Consider the following 16941-nt stretch of genomic DNA (forward strand, 5'->3'; position numbering starts at 1 on the left):
GCGCGCCGAGTAATACGTTCCGTTTTCCGGGTGAGTCCCCGCGGACTCACCCGGAAAACAGGACTTCATGGTTAGATGAGTTTAGAACTCGGTGATAACTGAACGGATTACCTCGCCGCGCATGAGCTGTTCGTAAGCTTCGGTAATCTGGTCCAAGCGGATGCGCTGGGTGACGATGTCGTGCATATTGAGCCGACCGTCCACTGCCAGGTCCGCATAGTAGGGAATATCGTGCTTCGGATTTGTCGCCCCCATCCACACGCCTTTGAAGCCGCGCTGCATAAATAGCAGGTTGATGGGGTCAATCTCTAAGGAAATCGTGGCATCCGGTTTCGCCAAACCGATACAGTAGGCGGTCCCACCCTGAGCCAGCATATCCCAGCACTGTTTCATAGTTTCCGTAAACCCGATGGCTTCGAAGGACTTGTCTACCCCACCGCCGGTGATGCGGCGCACAGCCTCGACTGGATCTTCTTTCTTAGCGTTGACCACGTGGGTGGCGCCGAACTTCTTGGCGAATTCGAGCTTGTTGTCGAACACGTCAATAGCGATGATGGTGCGCGCGCCACACACCCGTGCCCCGGAGATTACGTTCAGTCCAATGCCTCCGGTGCCGATGACCGCGACCAAATCCCCCGGCTGCACTTTCGCCGAGTTCTTTGCCGCTCCGAATCCGGTGATGGTAGCGCATCCGATGCAAGCGGCCTCAGCCATATCTACCTGATTATTCACGACCGCCAACTGATTTTGGTGAATCAGAGACTTAGAAGCGAAACCGCCAATCCCCAGCGCTTGGGTAATCGGACGCCCATCGGGGAACTGCAGACGCGGTGGCTCCCCCGGCTGGCGTACGCATTCTTCCTGATGACGGCAGGAATGTGCTTTTCCTCCCATGCATTTATCGCAATGTCCGCAAATTTGCTCCAGGGTGGCCACCACGTGGTCTCCCGGTTTAATTCCCACAACTTCCGGACCGACAGCCTCTACCGTGCCGGCGACCTCGTGGCCCAGAACAGCCGGGAATTCAAACATTTTGTCGTCGTCTTCCACCAGGTGCAAATCCGAGTGGCACAGACCGGAAGCCTCGATATTGACCAGCACTTCGGCTTTGATGGGATCATCGAGGATGAGTTCTTCGGGCTTAGAAAACCCTTTACCAACGCCCTACGCGATGGAGGCGCGAATTTTTTGAGGCATGACTTTCTCCTTTGATAGTCCGTTGGGTACTGGATTAGAATCTCCAACCTTATGCTCAATTATTTCGTCTCTCTGCCTTTTCACAAGGGACCGGGGTCCCTCTTTCATAAACTATTTCATTTATTTTTCCGCGAGCAAGGATTGCTTTACTTAATGTTTCCGCTTTTGCGCCGCTGTGTTAGCGCACCAGAGCCAGCTCGGACCAGTGCGTCGTGCCGCGGTTAGACAGCATCTCTCGCTTCATGGTCCAGTCCGGGGCAGCTTTCAGTCCTGCCAGCCCCAGCCCTACAGAGCCCTCCCCCACCGCCGCGTTAACTCGGTCAATAATTTTTCCCCGGCGTCGTGATTCCGGGTCCGGAGCAAAAATGGGCAACGGCTCTTGCGGATCAGGTTTACCCAAGTCTGTCAGACAGATGCCTGCCCGCACGTAATCTGCTCGTGGATCGACCTGTCCCAGCAGGACCTTTGCGGCTGCTTTCAGGACTGTCACCGGGTCATCGGTACGCGGGTGTAGTGGAGCCATCGCGCTAATCCGCGAAAACGGCTCCTTGTACCAGGCGGTAGAGGCAAAAGCCCACAGAGCCCCAGCGGTCATCTGTTGGCGGCGCAGACGGTGCGTCACATTTTGGGAATAGATGGACAGGACCTGATAAGCCTGCGTAACCCCACGCACTGGCGTAGAAAATGAACGTGAATACATGACTTGGTGAGTGCGCACCGCATCTCGCTCAATAATCTCGATGCAGGGCACCCCATTGAGCTCCAACACGGTTTGCTGCAGATTCACGTTGAAACGGCGGCGAATTTCGCCGGGGTTGGCTCTCTGTAATTGCAACGCATCTGTAATCCCCAGAGCCTCCAGGCGGTTTTTCAGGCGTCGCCCTATTCCCCATAAATCACCAATCTCAGTACCGCGTAGAATCCTGTCGTGTTGAGCCGGGGTATAAGCATCCCAGCTGGCTACCCCGCCCAAGGCCGGGGTATGTTTGGCACCGTGGGAAGCGAGTTTTGCCAAAGTCCGGGTCGGGGCGATTCCGACTGAAACCGGCACCCCCAGGTCGTGCAGGATTCGGGATCGTAAGCTGCGGGCTATGCCCACGAACTCCGTGGGTCTGCCATAGAGCGTCAGAAACGCCTCGTCGATGGAATAGACCTCTACCGAGGCGGAGAACTGACGCAAGATTTCCATAATTCGCGCCGAGATAGAGCCATAAAGTTCGTAGTTACTGGACCGCGCCACGACGCCGCATGCCTCAGCCCGCGCCCTAATTTGAAACCAAGGCATACCCATCTTGATGCCTAATGCTTTCGCTTCTCGTGAGCGCGCCACCACGCAGCCATCATTGTTAGACAACACCACTACCGGACGCCCGAAAAGCTCCGGATGAAAAATCCGTTCGCAACTGGCAAAGCAAGAATCTACGTCTACTAAGGCAAACCGATGCACCAGCCCGCTCTGGTCTTTGCATCCCTCACGGGCGTTTACCTCGCAGCGGGAGGTCTGTTCGGGTTCGTGGCAGCCCTCCGGATTTAGAGTCGGTGCAGACATCGCGTCACCACCCCCCAAATTTGTAATTCGGAGGGGTGCAGTATGGGGTAGGTAGGATTAGCGGGATGCAGTTCCGGTCCGTGAGTTCCAAAGTGCAGGCGTTTCACCGTCATTTCACCGTCAATGATGGCAATAACGACGTTGCCTTCACTTGCCTCTAGAGAACGGTCCACAATGAGTTCGTCCCCGTCGCTGATGCCTGCATTAATCATAGAATCCCCCGCGACCCGTACCAGGAAAGTCGCCGGTCGATTGCGGATGAGATGTTCGTTCAAATCAATGTCGCGGTCAAAGTAATCCTGAGACGGTGAAGGCCATCCTGCCGGCGCCAAATCCGGCGCAAGAGGAAGTCCGTTAGGTAGCTCTGACTGCACTAGCGCGTAGGGGCGCCACGATTTTACAGACCGCACAGTATCGAACATATGTTCGAGTCTAGCATGTTTTATTCCGTTTGGTTAGCACACTAAAAATTCGCGGCAAGCCGGGGGCTTGCCGCGAATTTACGTCAAAATGCCTAGCTGTTAAGCAGCTGTCGTCACCAAATCTAACCCTAAGAAATCTAGGGCACGGACTCGACGAGCACCGCCCTCGTTCAAATCACGCAGAGCCGACTCAATCATCGGATCGTGACGGTAAGCGTCAAACCAGGGACGCACCACTTCTGACAAAATCGACCGAGGCGACAAGTTAAGAGCTTGGCGGTCAGAGTTACGGTCAAAAAGAGACCATGTGAGATGATGTATAGATTCATTCATATTCATTTTGTTTTACCTTCTTCCTCTTCATCCTCTGAGGGGCGGACGCATCGGTTGCGCCGGTAACCCCTCGCAGTAAAAACCCCTAGGAATTACTGCTTAGCTATTCATTGTACCGCATCATCCGTAAAATTGCTGCTTAAATCGGGTCGTTGTCCGAAATAAATTTATTTTTCGGGGTCTTTTTCAGTACTGGCAGTCATTTTTGGCTCAGATTTAGACTTGGGCTCAAAAGGGGATTTTTCTCGGTTAAGCTCGATGGATTGCGTTTCCGGGCAATCCGGGGCGGAGTGGGTCACCTCGGTCAGAACAGGAGGAAGTTTCCGGTAACGAGCCACCCCAAATACAGCTAGTCCCGCAACGGCAATAACACCGGCAACGACTTGGAACCAGCGGAATCCCCCAGCAACCGTGTACTGGTAGTCGATACGCACAAACTCCAGGAAAAATCGCCCCAGACTGTACAGGAACAGGTACAGACCAATGATTTCCCACGCGCAGAGGCGTCCCCAAGATTGATTGGTCGGGGGACACAAATCCGCCTGTTGCACAAACTCGGAATTATGGGAACGCTTACGGAGTTTTTCATACAGCAGCAGGATGCCCATGGCGAAAAGGTTCCAGATAATTTCATAGAGAAAAGTTGGGTGGAACAGGGTGCCTGGTGCCGTGTTTGCGGGAGCCATCTGGGGACTAATCTCTAGCCCCCAGGGCAAGGTCGTGGCTCTGCCATAGACTTCCTGATTAAAGTAGTTACCCAAGCGTCCCAGAGCTTGAGCCGCTAGCATCGCGGGCGCCAGAGCATCCAGGAACACTCCCACGGGCTGTCGCTTGACGCGGAGGAAACACACGATGGCGAGGAATCCGCCGATGATACCGCCATAGATAGCCAAGCCGCCTTGCCAGATAGCAAACGGTTTCCACCACGGAATACCCGGACCAAAGTAATCGCCAGGATAGGAAAACACTGCCATAGCCCGCGCCCCAGCGATACCCAGCAAGCAAATCCAGACCCCAATGTCGCCCACCAGCTCCGGATTGCCTCCGCGGGCTTGGTAACGTTTGGAGGTCCAGAAAATCGCCAGCGCCATGCCCAAAATAATCCAAAAGGCATACCAGCGAACCGTGAGCGGTCCCAAGCTGAACAAAATCGGCGAAGGCGGAGAGGGAATGCTGGTGCGGACAGCAGAAAGCGGACCGTGATATGTAGACAAAACCGCTAACGCAGGGGTAAAACTCAGGGAAAACATTACTCGTGACCTTCAGTGTTATGGCGATACCGGGATGCCCGATCGGGACGCAAAGCAGGATGCTGCGCTGCAGAAGTCATCTTGCGCAACAGATTCACCGGGTCAGGGGAACGCACCAGCGCTTCACCGACCAAGATGGCATCAGCCCCGACCCGAGCATAATCAAAGACTTCCTGTGGACCATGCACCCCAGATTCCGCAACCACGGTGATGTCGGGAGGAATGACGTCAATAGTTTGCTCGCACATGGAGCGATCTACCGCGCCCGTTTCTCGGTTCCGAGCGTTGATACCAATGAGACGCGCCCCGGCCGAAATAGCCTGCCGCGCCTCCAAACGAGAATGACACTCTACCAAAGCGCACATTCCCAACGAATGTGTCCGTTCCACCAACGATTCCAATACTATCGGTTCCAGCAAAGCCACCATCAGCAGCACCATATCCGCGCCCATCGCCCGCGACTCGTGAATCTGATAGGGAGTGACCACATATTCCTTGCGCAGCAGCGGCACGTCCAGAGCCTGACGGACCTGTACAAAGTCCTCTGTCGTCCCCAGGTAGTTAGGATGATCCGTCACCACAGAAACCGCTACTGCCCCGCCTTCGATGTATTCCCTGGCTAATTCCACCGGATCTTCAATGGGATTGAGAAAACCAGCGGTCGGAGTTTGCCGTTTGATTTCCCCCATGATGGCGACAAAACCGGGACGGGAGTGCAGCACCGCCAAGCCATCTTTTGGGCTGGGAGCGTGACGAGCCTGCTCTTTGACGAGTTCCAAAGGCACTGTGGCCTCGCGCAGGGCAACCCCAGCTTTGGCTTGACGGTAAAACTCCTCATAAGTCAGCATCAATAACCCGCCGTCTCCGTCGCCCCGTCGGGGGGCTTGCACCAGGGTTCTGAGGTCGCCACATCTGCGTCCACTCGCGCCGGCGCGATGACTCCTCCAGCATCAAAACAAGACCGGGTACCGGTGTGGCAGGCGGCACCTACCTGTTTCACCTGCAGCAGCAGCGCGTCTCCGTCGCAGTCCATCTCGATTCGGCGCAGGAACTGAACATGACCGGATGTGTCACCTTTACGCCAATAGACTTGCCGGCTGCGCGACCAGAAAGTGACCCGCCCTTCGCGCAGAGTGCGCGCCAAAGCCTCATCGTTCATGTAACCGACCATGAGCACGCGTTTCGTGTCAAAATCTTGAATTACCGCAGCAAACAGCCCCTGGGCGTCGCGTTTCAGACGCTGGGACACATCATCGGGTAATTCGGTCACGGAATTATATTGCCAGCAGACGTGATATTTACCCAAATCGCTGAGAGCAAAATAAATTGCCTAAACGCACAAGCCTGTTCCCGGTCAGGCGATAAGGTCGCGAAGTCCGCACGCCGTGCTGTAAAAACTAGCGAACCGGGAACCCTGCCGCGCTTAAAGCCGCCTTAACTTCCGGCACTGAAATTTCCCCAAAGTGAAAGACGGAAGCCCCCAAGACCGCATCCGCCCCGGCTTGTGCAGCTGCCACGAAATGTTCGACGCTACCCGCACCCCCCGAAGCAATGAGGGGAACGGGACAAACCGGACGAACCGCCTGTAGCATCTCAATGTCGAAGCCGGACTTGGTACCGTCAGCGTCCATAGAGTTCAACAGCACTTCCCCAGCACCGTGTTCGCAAGCCTGATTGATCCATTCCAAAAGGTCAATGCCGGTAGATTGTTTGCCTCCATGCGTGGTGACTTCATAGCCCGAAGGAGTGCGTACCTCGCCCTGCACTCGCCTGGCATCAGCCGACAGCACCAGCACTTGCACTCCGAAGCGCGACGCGATCTCGGTGATGAGTTCCGGGTGGGCAATCGCGGCGGTGTTGATACTGACCTTATCGGCACCGGATTTCAGCAAGCGTTCCACGTCCGCAACGCTGCGCACCCCGCCACCGACCGTCAGAGGTACAAAAATCTCACGAGCGCACTGCTGCACGACTTCTGCCATCGTCGCCCGTCCCTCCACGGTGGCAGACACGTCCAGGAACGTTATTTCGTCCGCCCCAGCTGCGCAGTAACGCGCCGCCAGTTCGACAGGATCTCCCGCATCGCGCAAGTTTTCAAAATTGACCCCTTTGACTACGCGACCCGCATTTACGTCCAAACAGGGAATCACTCGCACGGTCAGAGTATCATCAGCGTAACGGTTCGGCATTTGTCACCTCAAGATTCTTTCGTCATTTCGGGATTATCCCAGGCCGCCAAAATATCTATCACCAAGATAGTTGCCTGGTTCCCGGAGCCTTCGGCAGGAGGCACTTCCAGCAGCATCCGGGAGCCAATCTTGCGGTCCACAATGCCGCGCGCTGCCCCCTGCTGCACTTTATCATCGAGTTTCAGTTTCACCGGTTCAGACCAGTGATTTTTCAGCAGTGCGGGCGGATTCGAGTAGGAAAATTCCTGATATTTCACCAGTACCGTCTGACCGGGAGCCACTGTCGCCCCCGAACCAGTAATCAGAGGATAGAAACGAAAATCACCGCTGAAGTCCGAAACGATGCTGGGGCGAACTTGCCCCTGGTCTTCGGTAACGGTTACCCCCGCCTCGGGCGGTAGTGGCTTCATCTGGGCATTCAGGGAGGTAGGAATAATATCTATAACCCCAATTTCCATGGCGGACGTGCCCTGTTTCTCGACAGGCTGTTTCAACAGGTAGCGTGACCCTTCGGTGGCACCCCGCACCGCGTGATACAGTTCCGTACCGAAAACCTTGGCAGAAAGCGGACCTACCAACACGGATTCATCACCAGGGGTGGATTCCAGCTTCCCAGTCATTCCCGAAAAGACCGTCACCCGCAACGCGACCATGGTATTGTCTTGAATCTTTTGCCCGTCGCCTTTTATCAGGCGTTCAGTAGAGCTTCGTTCCAGAGGAATGGGCTCGGACAGGGTCAGCACGGGTTGCGCCCCAATCGCGCCCAAGACTTCAATCTTTGATTTCGCGGGGTCGCTGACAGCCACGGCGCTGCGATACCACATAATCAAAAGTGCTAAGGCAACAGTGAGTGCCAAGAGAATTCCTAAAGTGAGGGCAATCGGGACGACCTTCGTCTTTGCTAATGGTTTCGGTCTCCGAGGTAGAGACGCAGCACGTCGCAGTTTCGCCGCCCGACGGGGGCTGTGAGTCTTTGGCTTTACCTGCTCAACGAAAGCCCGGTTTTGCACGTCTTCACGTCGCAAACTGACCGTGGGCACCATTTCGGGAGGAAGGCTCAGGATCGCTTCTGGTACCGGAGCTTCTGTGGGTACAGGTACTTCGACGGGGGCATCCTCGATACCTGAATCCGAGATTGGAGACACTTCCGTATCACTCGAGGTAACGTCGAGATTGGCGGGTTCCGTCCACGGGACGGAACCCAGTTGGTTCGGGATTGGGGCGGGCGTTTGCACCGGTTGTTGCGTCGCCACGCGGGTGGAACGACGCGGTAACACGGCAGGCATTACCGGCGGAGCGAAGGGCGTCGATACCACCTGTTCTTCTGGGGGCACAAGGGCGGGGGGCGGAGTTTCGGCAGGCGGTGCCGGGGCTGCGGCGAGGGGCAGTTCCTGACCGGACGGGGATGTTTGACGAAGTTGCGAGTCTGCTTTCCGGGTCATTTCCTGGAAAGCTTCTAAGTCCTCGAAGCCGTTAGCTTTCAACCAAGAAGTCAGCAGGTCTTTGGCACCCTCCGTTATCGGCTGGGTCGCAGCAGAGGACTTTTGCTCGGCTACCTCAGCCATCATTCGGGCACGCCGACGCGGCGAAAGGTTCGGGTCTACCTCACGCCTGACGTAAGTTCCTGCATCAACCGGACCTGCAGCCCGGTGCGAGGAACGCCGGGGACTTTCTTCGCTCAAACTTCCTCCATTGTTTTCATAAGCATATCGACTTCTGGGCTGGTAACTGCAAAGGGGTCGCTGAGTGTCACGGTTCCCAATCCTGATTCCGGCAGACGTAGATGAGTCCAGTCCACTTGCAAATCTGCCCGGTGCTCCCGCGCCGCTGCGATTAATGCGCCGCGTACTTTGGCGCGAGTGTTTTGGGGAGGCGCAGTTTTCGCAGTCTCAACCGCGTTCGGGCAGGTCAACCGAGTTGCTAAGCCGCGCTGATCCAAGCGAAGCCCTCCGGGGGTGATGTCGTGATAAGCCAAATCCAAACGTGCCATTTTGGAGTCAGACCATTCCATATCGTGACGTTGGCGCAGCCCATTCAGTAACGACAATTTTGTCGCCCAATCCAAGTGCCCAGTTAAAGCGTCCAAATCTTGATTCCGTAGCGCCGTCAACCATTGCCCCCACTGAGCCAAAACTTCGTGGTAGTCCGCACCCATCTCAGCCCCAGAAAACACTTCTGAGAGACGGTCGCGGAAAGTTTCTTGCATATCCAGAGCGCTCCAGAGTCGTCCATCCGTCAGTTCCACCAGAACCTGCCCCCCAAAACTTGTGACATCCGAGGTGATGTCGCGTAACGCGACGATGGGTGAGATCAGAGAGAGGTCAGAAAAATCCACCCCCGCCTCCAGGGCTGCCAGCAACAGGTTCATCGTCGCGATTTTGAAACGTGTCGGAGGCTCTAAAACGTTGGAATCGCCGACAATGACATGCAAACGACGATACCGTTTCGGGTCCGCGTGGGGTTCATCTCGAGTGTTGACCAAAGGACGGGTGGAAGTGGTGGCGGCGGAGACGGCGTCATCTATCTGGAAAGCCCGCTGTGAGAAGCAATAGCGGGCTTTCCCTTGAATCCGCAGCAGGGCACCAGCCCCGGTGATGACTTGACGGGTCACTAAGAAAGAGACGAGAGCATCAACCAGGGAACGAAACTTCCCGTCTCGGTACAGCAGATAGTTTTCGTGGCAGCCGCACGAGTGACCCGCCGCATCCAGGTTATTCTTAAACAGGTGTACCTGGGTTTTCGTGCCAGTTTGGGCGCTCAGACGCTCGCTGGCTACACCAGCCATATCCGCTAGGATTTCTACCCCGACGCGGTCTTGGTTGAGCACATCGTCTAGGCTCAAGCATTCCGCAGTGGCGTATTCGGGATGGGATCCGACATCGAGATAGAGCCGTGCCCCGTTGGGAAGGAACACCGAAGTGCTTTGGTTGCGGGCGAGGAGGTCACGAAACAACACCCGTCCAGCTGTGTCCGCATCCGCCACCGGGGCACCGCCCGACACCGCCGCAGCAAGAATGCCATATTCAGTCTCGATACCGAAAATGCGACGCGGCAAGCAGTCCAGGTGAGCATTTCGCGCCAAGGTTCACTCGCCGCCTTTTTGCACGAACCCTTGCACGAAGGTCCCCGCGTCCTCGGCAACCAGGTCCTCGATTTCGTCAAGCAGGTCGTCCAGTCCTGCGGGTTCTTGAATCTGACCGTGTCCGACAAGAAACGCACTCGGGTCAGGTGAGGCGGGAGTCGCCGGATAATTTGCCTGGTCTTGTTTCATAACATTCTCCATTGTGCCACTTCGTCTCCACCTTTAGAGTAAGCATAGCCTGTGCAATCATGAAGTTAATGCCTGATTAGAGAACGGATCACGCAGGGAAATCCGCTGCAAGCGATCCCGCCCGACACGAACCACCAAAGCTGTCCAGCTAGCTGCAACCAAGTCTTTTCGGTGGGCTACTGCCTCTCCACGGACTTTCGCGCGAGTGCCGGCAGGGGGCTGGGTGGCAGCCAAATTAATATCCGTAGCGGGTGCGACCTCCTCAACGTGACCTTTGGCTCGCAACTTATCGACCGGGGACAAGCCGGGTCGCAAATCAGCCCATTGAATGTCCAGAGCAGCCAATTTGTCACTGGACCAGCCACCGGGAATTCGCCGACTCAATGCCTGGAAAATCGTACGTTTCGCCACCCATTCGACCCGCTGCGCCGCCGCTACGGGATCCTCGCGCAACATCCGTACGGTATCCACCCAGGTCAGAGCATCAGCGAGAGCATCCGCTAACAAAACGTCCCGGTCTTGGGAATGCAAGAAATCTGCCACCGTGTTTGCTGCCGCCCACTGCCACTCCAACGCGCTGCGCTCTATCCCGTCGGCACACTGCAAGGTCGTCTGAAAATCAATGTCGTGGGACACCTGCCACCCGGCTGATACCGGGTCGCACTCTAGGAACAATCCCTCTACCGGCGGAGCCTTGTGACTGACCCTCCAAGCCACTTCCGCCGCCGCCAGCCACGCCCGGCTCGCGGCAACTTTAGCCAAGATAGAGCCGGGGAACCGATTCGCATCGCCGTTGATGACGTGCAGACGGCGCCACTTTGAACTGGCATGAGATTCGTCACGAGTATTGACGATGGGTCGGTTGAACGCGGTTTGCAAACCAACCAAATCGCCAACAAAATCCGCACGCTGCGACATCTGGAAACCGCAAGTTTCACTGTTCTTTCCGATGCCGACCCGACCGGCACCGCAAATCACCGGTCGCGTCACCAAAAATGGCACCAAACAATCACGCAGCAGCTCAAACGGCACATCCCGAGCCAACAGGTAGTTCTCATGTGAACCGTAAGACCACCCTTTGGAATCAGTGTTGTTCTTGTACAGCACGATCGGTGAACCATAGCTGGAGGCAACGCTCATGGCTCGTCGGGCCACATATTCCCCCGCTACGTCCCACACCACCGCATCGCGGGCGGTCAAAACTTCGGGAGTGGAGTACTCGGGGTGAGCATGGTCAACATAGAAACGTCCTCCATTGGTTAACACCACATTCGTCAGCATGGGAGAGGATTGACCCACCAACTCCTGCACTGAAAACGTGTCCTCCGCAGCAGTCTCCACACCTGGAGATGCCGGGGCAAACCGCTGAGGGTCATCAGTCAACATGGTCGGGTCAGCGCTGGCGCGGTCCAACCGCGTGCCTCGCAAATCTTGGAGAGGATCCTCCCCTTCCCAGTCCCAGCCAATGACCTGCCCATCCGTACGCAAACTCGCCTGCCAGGAACGCACAGCTTGTGCCGCCACCACGGACAGGCTTTCAGGACTCTGCCGGAAGTCGGGTTGAGTGTAAACTTCCGAATCCGGGTCAATCGCTATGCCATACTCGGTTTCGATTCCTACCACGCGCTGATTTGTCACAAGCCCAGCCCCTAACTAGGAATATAACGGGTCGCGGGCGACCCCGCTGGCAATGCAGTTGATTCCCAAGTCTCGTGCCAACGCCTCCGGAGGCAACAGCGACGTGAGTGCCGCAGTCTGCGCGATAGTGTCCGCAAGTGCGGCGTTGAGATCCTCCCAGCGAATCCCGTGCCCGTCGCCGTTCAGTTCACGACCTATCGCCAAATTTTTGGCTTGGTTCGCAATCGAAACCAGCAAAGCTCCGGAAATCATGTCGCTAAAGAACACTTTGCGTTCTTGCTCTCTACCCCCTACCTCGACGTAGCGCAGGGTACACAGATAAGTGGCTGGTTCCTGGACAAACAAGCGATTAACGGCAGCTTCCACCAGGTTTACGGCGAAAATTGTCGCTCCCCCGGCCGCGGACATTTGCGCCTCATCGAAAGGGGTCGATGGACTGAAATGGTGAGCCAAAATGCCTCGCGCCGCCGCCGCATCCGGACGCCCCACGCGAATCTTTACGTCAAAACGGCCGGGGCGCAGCAGTGCCGGATCAATCATGTCTTCCCGGTTTGAAGCGCCAATGACTATCACGTCTCGCAGCTCATCCAAACCGTCCATCTCGGTCAACAGCTGCGGTACCAGCATATTTTCCACGTCGGAGGAAATACCCGAGCCGCGGGTACGGAACAGGGCTTCCATCTCGTCAAAGAACACCACAACGGGGTGCGTACCCGCCGACAGTTCTCTAGCGCGGTCAAAAATGGCGCGTATCTGCCGTTCCGTTTCGCCCACGAACTTGCTGAGCAGTTCGGGTCCTTTCACGGAGAGAAACACGCTGGGTTGGTCGTATTGCACCGCGAGGGATGTCGCCACAGCCTTGGCAAGCATGGTTTTTCCACAACCGGGAGGTCCGTACAGCAAGACACCTTTGGGCGCGCTCAGACCATAGGAGGCAAACAGATTGCGATGGGTATAGGGCATTTCCACCGCCGCCCGGATATGCGCAATCTCCGTGTCCAGTCCCCCAATATCGTCATAGGTGACCCCCGGCACTTCGGGCTGCAATGCTTGTTCGACCCCGGCGCTTTCGAGCAGTTCCAATCCCCAACCTGCCCGCGTATTTACCAACAGGGTGTCACCGACTTTCAAGGTTTTGGCAAAACCGGGACGCAGCCGCACCACAACTTCCGTTCCGCTGGATAGGCGTACTACCGACCGATTCATCTTTAGGTCACATACGGTAGCCACAGTTCCATAGAGGGAACGTGGGGCGCTACCCACCACCACCGGGGTGGCGTCTATCCACACGGCGTCACCCGGTTGGAGCTGGTCCACCCCCGCGAACTCCTGCACCGCTAAGCGAACGTGCTTTCCGTCCCAAGCGACCTCTGCCAGTCGAGAGGGCTGGCTGACATCCGTTCCGGTCACAGTATCGGTGGAAAATCCTTCAAAAATAGCGTGCGACAAGGGCGGTTGACCGATTTGTCGCAGCTGCGAACGCAGGGACTCCAGTTGGGTTTTTGATTCTCGCAAGGAAGCTTTCAGGCGTGCGTTGTGCTCTCCGACAGAAATAACCTCACGTTTCAGATCTTCGATACTCGGATCGGAATCATTCATCGTGCTCCTCCTGATGTGCCTCCTGGCGAGCCGTCTGTTCCCGTTGATAGGCGGCTTTTTCCGTGGCATCCCGGATGACGCGACGCAATTTTTGATTCGAAATTGGGCGTGGGGCCTCATAGTCAAGGGTTTCGTCTTCCCACAGGGCATCGCGGGAGTCGAACTGTCCCACCGCTTCTTCGCCGTGTCGAATAGAAATTTCGCCGTCAGCCAGGCGGCGCGCCGTAAATATAAATCCCGTGTGGGCAATCATGCGATGATCGGGTCGCACCGCCAAACCGTCAACATGCCAAGGTCGAACCAGGGACTCCCAAGAGCGCAACGAGGTGAATCCGCCGAAGTTTCGTAAGTCTTGCACCATCCGCGCCAGCTGCGTAATGGTGGTGAGATAGCAGGTCAGCACCCCGCCAGGCACCAGTACTCGATGGACCTGTTCCAGGTGTTCCCACGGCTTTAACATGTCCAGCACCACCCGGTCCACAGATTTATCTGCCACACCATCTCGCAGCCCTGCACTGAGATCGCCCAGGCGCAACTCCCAGTTGCTCACCTCCCCGCAAAACCACATCTCTACGTTGCATCGCGCTACCTCTGCAAAGTCGGGACGTAACTCAAAACTGGTGACATGCCCGGATGACCCTACTGCCCCCAGCAGGCTCATAGTCATAGCACCACTGCCCACCCCGGCTTCGACAACGTTCGCACCGGGGAAAATATCGCCTTCCATCACGATTTGCGCAGCGTCTTTTGGATAGAGGATTTGCGCCCCGCGTGGCATGGACAGATGATAGTCAACCAGCAGGGGACGCAAGGCGGTGAAGCGATGTTCGCCGCGCTCCGAAGGAAAGATTGTGCCCTCCGGTTTCCCAATAATTTCTTGGTGGCGCAGGGTTCCTTGATGGCATTGGAAATAGCCGTTTTCGCGCAGTAGGGTCGTATGCACTCGACCTTTTTCATCGGTCAGCTGGACCCACTCCCCACTGCGAAACGGACCGCGACGACGCGCTGGACCGCCGGGAATGAATGGTTTTTCCTGAGATTGAGCCATAGCCATTATCTTAACCTATGGTTTTTCACCCTGACACAATCGGTCGGGTAAACGGAGAGATTTTTGGCAGTCAGGCGATAACCTGAAGGCATGAGTGAATCGTCATCTGCCCCCGCTCCTCGTCCCCCAGCGCTTTCGGCATCTTCGGCGAAACAGTTTCAACAATGTCCCCTAAAGTGGCGTTTCAAGTACGTTGATAAACTCCCGGAGCCCCAAAGCCCCGCCGCTTTGCGCGGCAGTTTAGTGCATAAGGTGCTGGAGGATATGTTTGATTTGCCTCCCGCCGAGCGACAAGCCCCCACGGTGCGTGAAACCGTGGACCGTGCTTGGGAAAAGGTCACGGATGGAGCTTATAAACTTTCCGAAGTCTTGGCACAGACTTCCGAGCAGGAGTTGAAAGCTGCCGCCAGACAGCTTATTGATGCCTATTTTTCCTTGGAAGATCCACGCCGGCTGCATCCTAGCGGTCGGGAGCTGGGGGTAGAAACGGTATTATCCAGCGGTTTAAGGCTGCGCGGATTTATCGACCGCGTAGAACAGGCAGGCAACGGGGACGTGCGCATCATTGATTACAAGACCGGCAAGGCTCCCGATATGCGTTTTACCGGAGAATACGTCTTTCAGATGCGTCTGTATGCTCTGCTGTACCGAGAACAATATCGAGTCACTCCCAAACGGACCCAGTTGTTGTTCCTGGGAGGCAACCCGCAGGTTCTAACGTTCGACCCCACAGATGCCAACGTGGACGATTTCACAGCTGAAATTAACGCGCTGTGGTCAGACATAGCCGCTCACCTACAAGCGAATCATTTTGAAACGCGGAAATCTCGACTCTGCGACTGGTGTTACTTTCAAAACCTTTGTCCCGTTTTCGGTGGTATCAGCCCGGAAGTCGACCCGGCGATGCTAGAAAAAATTTCGGAAATCGGTCCTGCCGCCGCGGGCTAGGCAGTTCACGGTCCTTCCTCGACTAGGCTGGAAACCATGGAGATGCGACGTCTGGGAAATACCGGTATGCGGGTTTCAGCTTTGGGTCTGGGAACCCTGACTTGGGGGCGAGATACTTTAGAATCAGAAGCTTCCGCTCAGCTCGAGGCTTTTGTCGAGGTCGGGGGGAACTTGATTGATACTTCCCCAACTTACGGAGACGGTCAAGCCGAGGTGGTGTTGGGTCATCTGCTGGGTTCCGCTGGCAGCTCTACCGCGATGGATACCGAATTCCCCGCACCTCATTTTGCCCGCGAAGACCTGGTTATCGTGTCAAAAGCGGGGGTCTCGCGGCGGCATGATGAATCTTTCGTGGACGCCTCCCGCCAGAACCTGTTGGGCAGTCTGGATCGAACCCTGCGCAATTTGGGCACTGATTACGTGGATTTGTGGTTGCTGCAGGTTCCCGATCCGCACACCGACTTTGACCTGATACTGGGGACGTTATGGTCGGCATGGTCGAGCGGAAAAGCGCGGTATGTGGGGCTGTCTAATCATGCGGGCTGGCAGTGTGCTTACGCAGCGGCACGTCTGCGGGAAGGCACAGTTAATGTGCCGGGTTTAGCGGCGGTGGAAAATGAGTACTCGTTGTTGAACCGGCAGGCGGAAGCCGAAGTTTTACCTGCTGCCCAGTCGCTGGGATTTGGGTTTTTGGGATGGTCGGCGCTGGGTCGCGGGGTCTTGACCGGTAAATATCGCAATTCGGTGCCGCCGGATTCTCGCGCCGCCTCTATTCATCTGCAAGGTTTTGTGCAGCCTTATCTGCAAGGAAGGTATCGCAGCATCGTGGAATCGGTAGCGACCGCGGCGCAGGGTTTGGAAGTTTCTCCGTTGGCAGTGTCACTCGCTTGGGCTTTGCAAAAGCCCGGTGTGTCCAGTGCCATAGTCGGGGCGCGCAGTGCCGAACAATTCCGTCAAGTCTTGGGGGCGCTAGATACGAAAGTGCCACGTCAAGTCATGTCGGCTTTAGATGAGGTTTCTGACCCGCGACTACCGGTGACCTAGTGCTTTTGCATCTGACTCTGATTACGCATAGCGCACCACACCCCAGGAGAGGCGACGTGACAGCCGAAATCAGTCCTCACCGTGCAGGTCAAAGTCCTCTAAGTCGCCTTCGTCCAGATAATCGTTGTCGTCGTCTTCATCATCATCATCGAGGTCATCGATGAAATCGTCGTCGTCTTCGTCATCGTCGTATTCCTCGTCGTCATCTTCGAGGATGTCAAAGGGCAACTCGACCCCGGTGGCAGTAAACAGCGCATCATCGTAGGTAAAAAAGGCGTCACGAAGCTTTTCTTCGGCATCGCTCAAGACCGACGAATCGTCCATATCGCTGTCGGCTACAGATGCCACTTCCAAATGCCGCTGCAGTGCGGCAATCAAATTATCTAACTCCGTACGAGGATTTTTCATAAGTCCAATTCTAATGTGCAGGACCAAACATTGCAGGACAATTCA

17 protein-coding genes are annotated in these 16941 nt (G+C 56.1%); 2 read left to right on the forward strand and 15 right to left on the reverse strand.

The features are described 5' to 3' along the window. Nucleotides 1–81 precede the first annotated feature (81 nt). The 14 genes from HMPREF0576_RS03355 to HMPREF0576_RS03420 form a co-directional block, all read right to left on the reverse strand. The gene (locus HMPREF0576_RS03355) at nucleotides 82–1101 is read right to left on the reverse strand and encodes a zinc-binding dehydrogenase (RefSeq protein WP_004010688.1); all 1020 of its coding nucleotides are present in this window, start codon (nucleotides 1099–1101) and stop codon (nucleotides 82–84) included. A gap of 274 nt (nucleotides 1102–1375) precedes the next feature. Then, complete coding sequence (locus HMPREF0576_RS03360; protein WP_004006839.1) at nucleotides 1376–2746, reverse strand: Y-family DNA polymerase; 1371 nt, start codon at nucleotides 2744–2746, stop codon at nucleotides 1376–1378. Next, a complete protein-coding gene (locus tag HMPREF0576_RS03365; protein ID WP_004010689.1) occupies nucleotides 2728–3168 on the reverse strand; it encodes a LexA family protein in 441 nt (146 codons plus the stop codon). Before HMPREF0576_RS03365 ends, HMPREF0576_RS03360 begins: the two co-directional genes overlap by 19 nt. Before the next feature lie 99 nt (nucleotides 3169–3267). Then, nucleotides 3268–3507, reverse strand: coding sequence for a hypothetical protein (locus HMPREF0576_RS03370; protein ID WP_004009546.1), 240 nt, complete (start codon nucleotides 3505–3507; stop codon nucleotides 3268–3270). Nucleotides 3508–3668: 161 nt separating this feature from the next. Then, nucleotides 3669–4751 (reverse strand): prolipoprotein diacylglyceryl transferase, encoded by a 1083-nt coding sequence (gene lgt, locus HMPREF0576_RS03375; RefSeq protein WP_004010690.1) that lies wholly within the window; start codon nucleotides 4749–4751, stop codon nucleotides 3669–3671. Then, entirely contained in the window at nucleotides 4751–5599 is an 849-nt protein-coding gene (locus HMPREF0576_RS03380; protein WP_013189533.1) for an indole-3-glycerol phosphate synthase TrpC, read from the reverse strand. Before HMPREF0576_RS03380 ends, lgt begins: the two co-directional genes overlap by 1 nt. Continuing rightward, complete coding sequence (hisI, locus tag HMPREF0576_RS03385; protein WP_004006844.1) at nucleotides 5599–6021, reverse strand: phosphoribosyl-AMP cyclohydrolase; 423 nt, start codon at nucleotides 6019–6021, stop codon at nucleotides 5599–5601. The genes HMPREF0576_RS03380 and hisI overlap by 1 nt, the downstream gene beginning before the upstream one ends. 127 nt (nucleotides 6022–6148) lie before the next feature. Further along, a complete protein-coding gene (gene hisF, locus HMPREF0576_RS03390) occupies nucleotides 6149–6940 on the reverse strand; it encodes an imidazole glycerol phosphate synthase subunit HisF (RefSeq protein ID WP_004009542.1) in 792 nt (263 codons plus the stop codon). Between the two features lie 8 nt (nucleotides 6941–6948). Beyond that, entirely contained in the window at nucleotides 6949–8622 is a 1674-nt protein-coding gene (locus tag HMPREF0576_RS03395) for an FKBP-type peptidyl-prolyl cis-trans isomerase (RefSeq protein ID WP_245527318.1), read from the reverse strand. Next, a complete protein-coding gene (locus HMPREF0576_RS03400; protein ID WP_004009540.1) occupies nucleotides 8619–10022 on the reverse strand; it encodes a proteasome accessory factor PafA2 family protein in 1404 nt (467 codons plus the stop codon). The genes HMPREF0576_RS03395 and HMPREF0576_RS03400 overlap by 4 nt, the downstream gene beginning before the upstream one ends. Nucleotides 10023–10025: 3 nt before the next feature. Continuing rightward, nucleotides 10026–10223 carry a ubiquitin-like protein Pup gene (locus HMPREF0576_RS03405; protein WP_004009539.1) on the reverse strand — a complete coding sequence of 66 codons (198 nt, stop codon included), beginning with the start codon at nucleotides 10221–10223 and terminating at the stop codon, nucleotides 10026–10028. A gap of 45 nt (nucleotides 10224–10268) precedes the next feature. After that, complete coding sequence (locus HMPREF0576_RS03410; protein ID WP_004010691.1) at nucleotides 10269–11849, reverse strand: proteasome accessory factor PafA2 family protein; 1581 nt, start codon at nucleotides 11847–11849, stop codon at nucleotides 10269–10271. Between the two features lie 15 nt (nucleotides 11850–11864). Next, the gene (gene arc / locus HMPREF0576_RS03415; protein WP_004009537.1) at nucleotides 11865–13448 is read right to left on the reverse strand and encodes a proteasome ATPase; all 1584 of its coding nucleotides are present in this window, start codon (nucleotides 13446–13448) and stop codon (nucleotides 11865–11867) included. Then, nucleotides 13441–14502, reverse strand: coding sequence for a tRNA (adenine-N1)-methyltransferase (locus tag HMPREF0576_RS03420; protein WP_004009536.1), 1062 nt, complete (start codon nucleotides 14500–14502; stop codon nucleotides 13441–13443). The genes arc and HMPREF0576_RS03420 overlap by 8 nt, the downstream gene beginning before the upstream one ends. An 84-nt stretch (nucleotides 14503–14586) precedes the next feature. Between HMPREF0576_RS03420 and HMPREF0576_RS03425 the strand changes: the two genes are divergently transcribed. Both HMPREF0576_RS03425 and HMPREF0576_RS03430 read left to right on the forward strand, forming a co-directional pair. Beyond that, on the forward strand, nucleotides 14587–15444 hold the full coding sequence (locus tag HMPREF0576_RS03425; RefSeq protein WP_004009535.1) for a RecB family exonuclease: 858 nt from the start codon (nucleotides 14587–14589) through the stop codon (nucleotides 15442–15444). A 36-nt stretch (nucleotides 15445–15480) separates the two neighbouring features. Then, nucleotides 15481–16488: an aldo/keto reductase gene (locus HMPREF0576_RS03430; RefSeq protein ID WP_004010693.1), complete on the forward strand. Its 1008-nt coding sequence runs from the start codon at nucleotides 15481–15483 to the stop codon at nucleotides 16486–16488. 69 nt (nucleotides 16489–16557) lie between these two features. On the opposite strand, the gene HMPREF0576_RS03435 is transcribed toward HMPREF0576_RS03430, so the two are convergent. Continuing rightward, nucleotides 16558–16896: a hypothetical protein gene (locus tag HMPREF0576_RS03435; RefSeq protein WP_004010694.1), complete on the reverse strand. Its 339-nt coding sequence runs from the start codon at nucleotides 16894–16896 to the stop codon at nucleotides 16558–16560. Nucleotides 16897–16941 lie beyond the last annotated feature (45 nt).

Source organism: Mobiluncus holmesii ATCC 35242, assembly GCF_000185445.1.
GTDB classification, from domain to species: Bacteria; Actinomycetota; Actinomycetes; order Actinomycetales; family Actinomycetaceae; genus Mobiluncus; species Mobiluncus curtisii.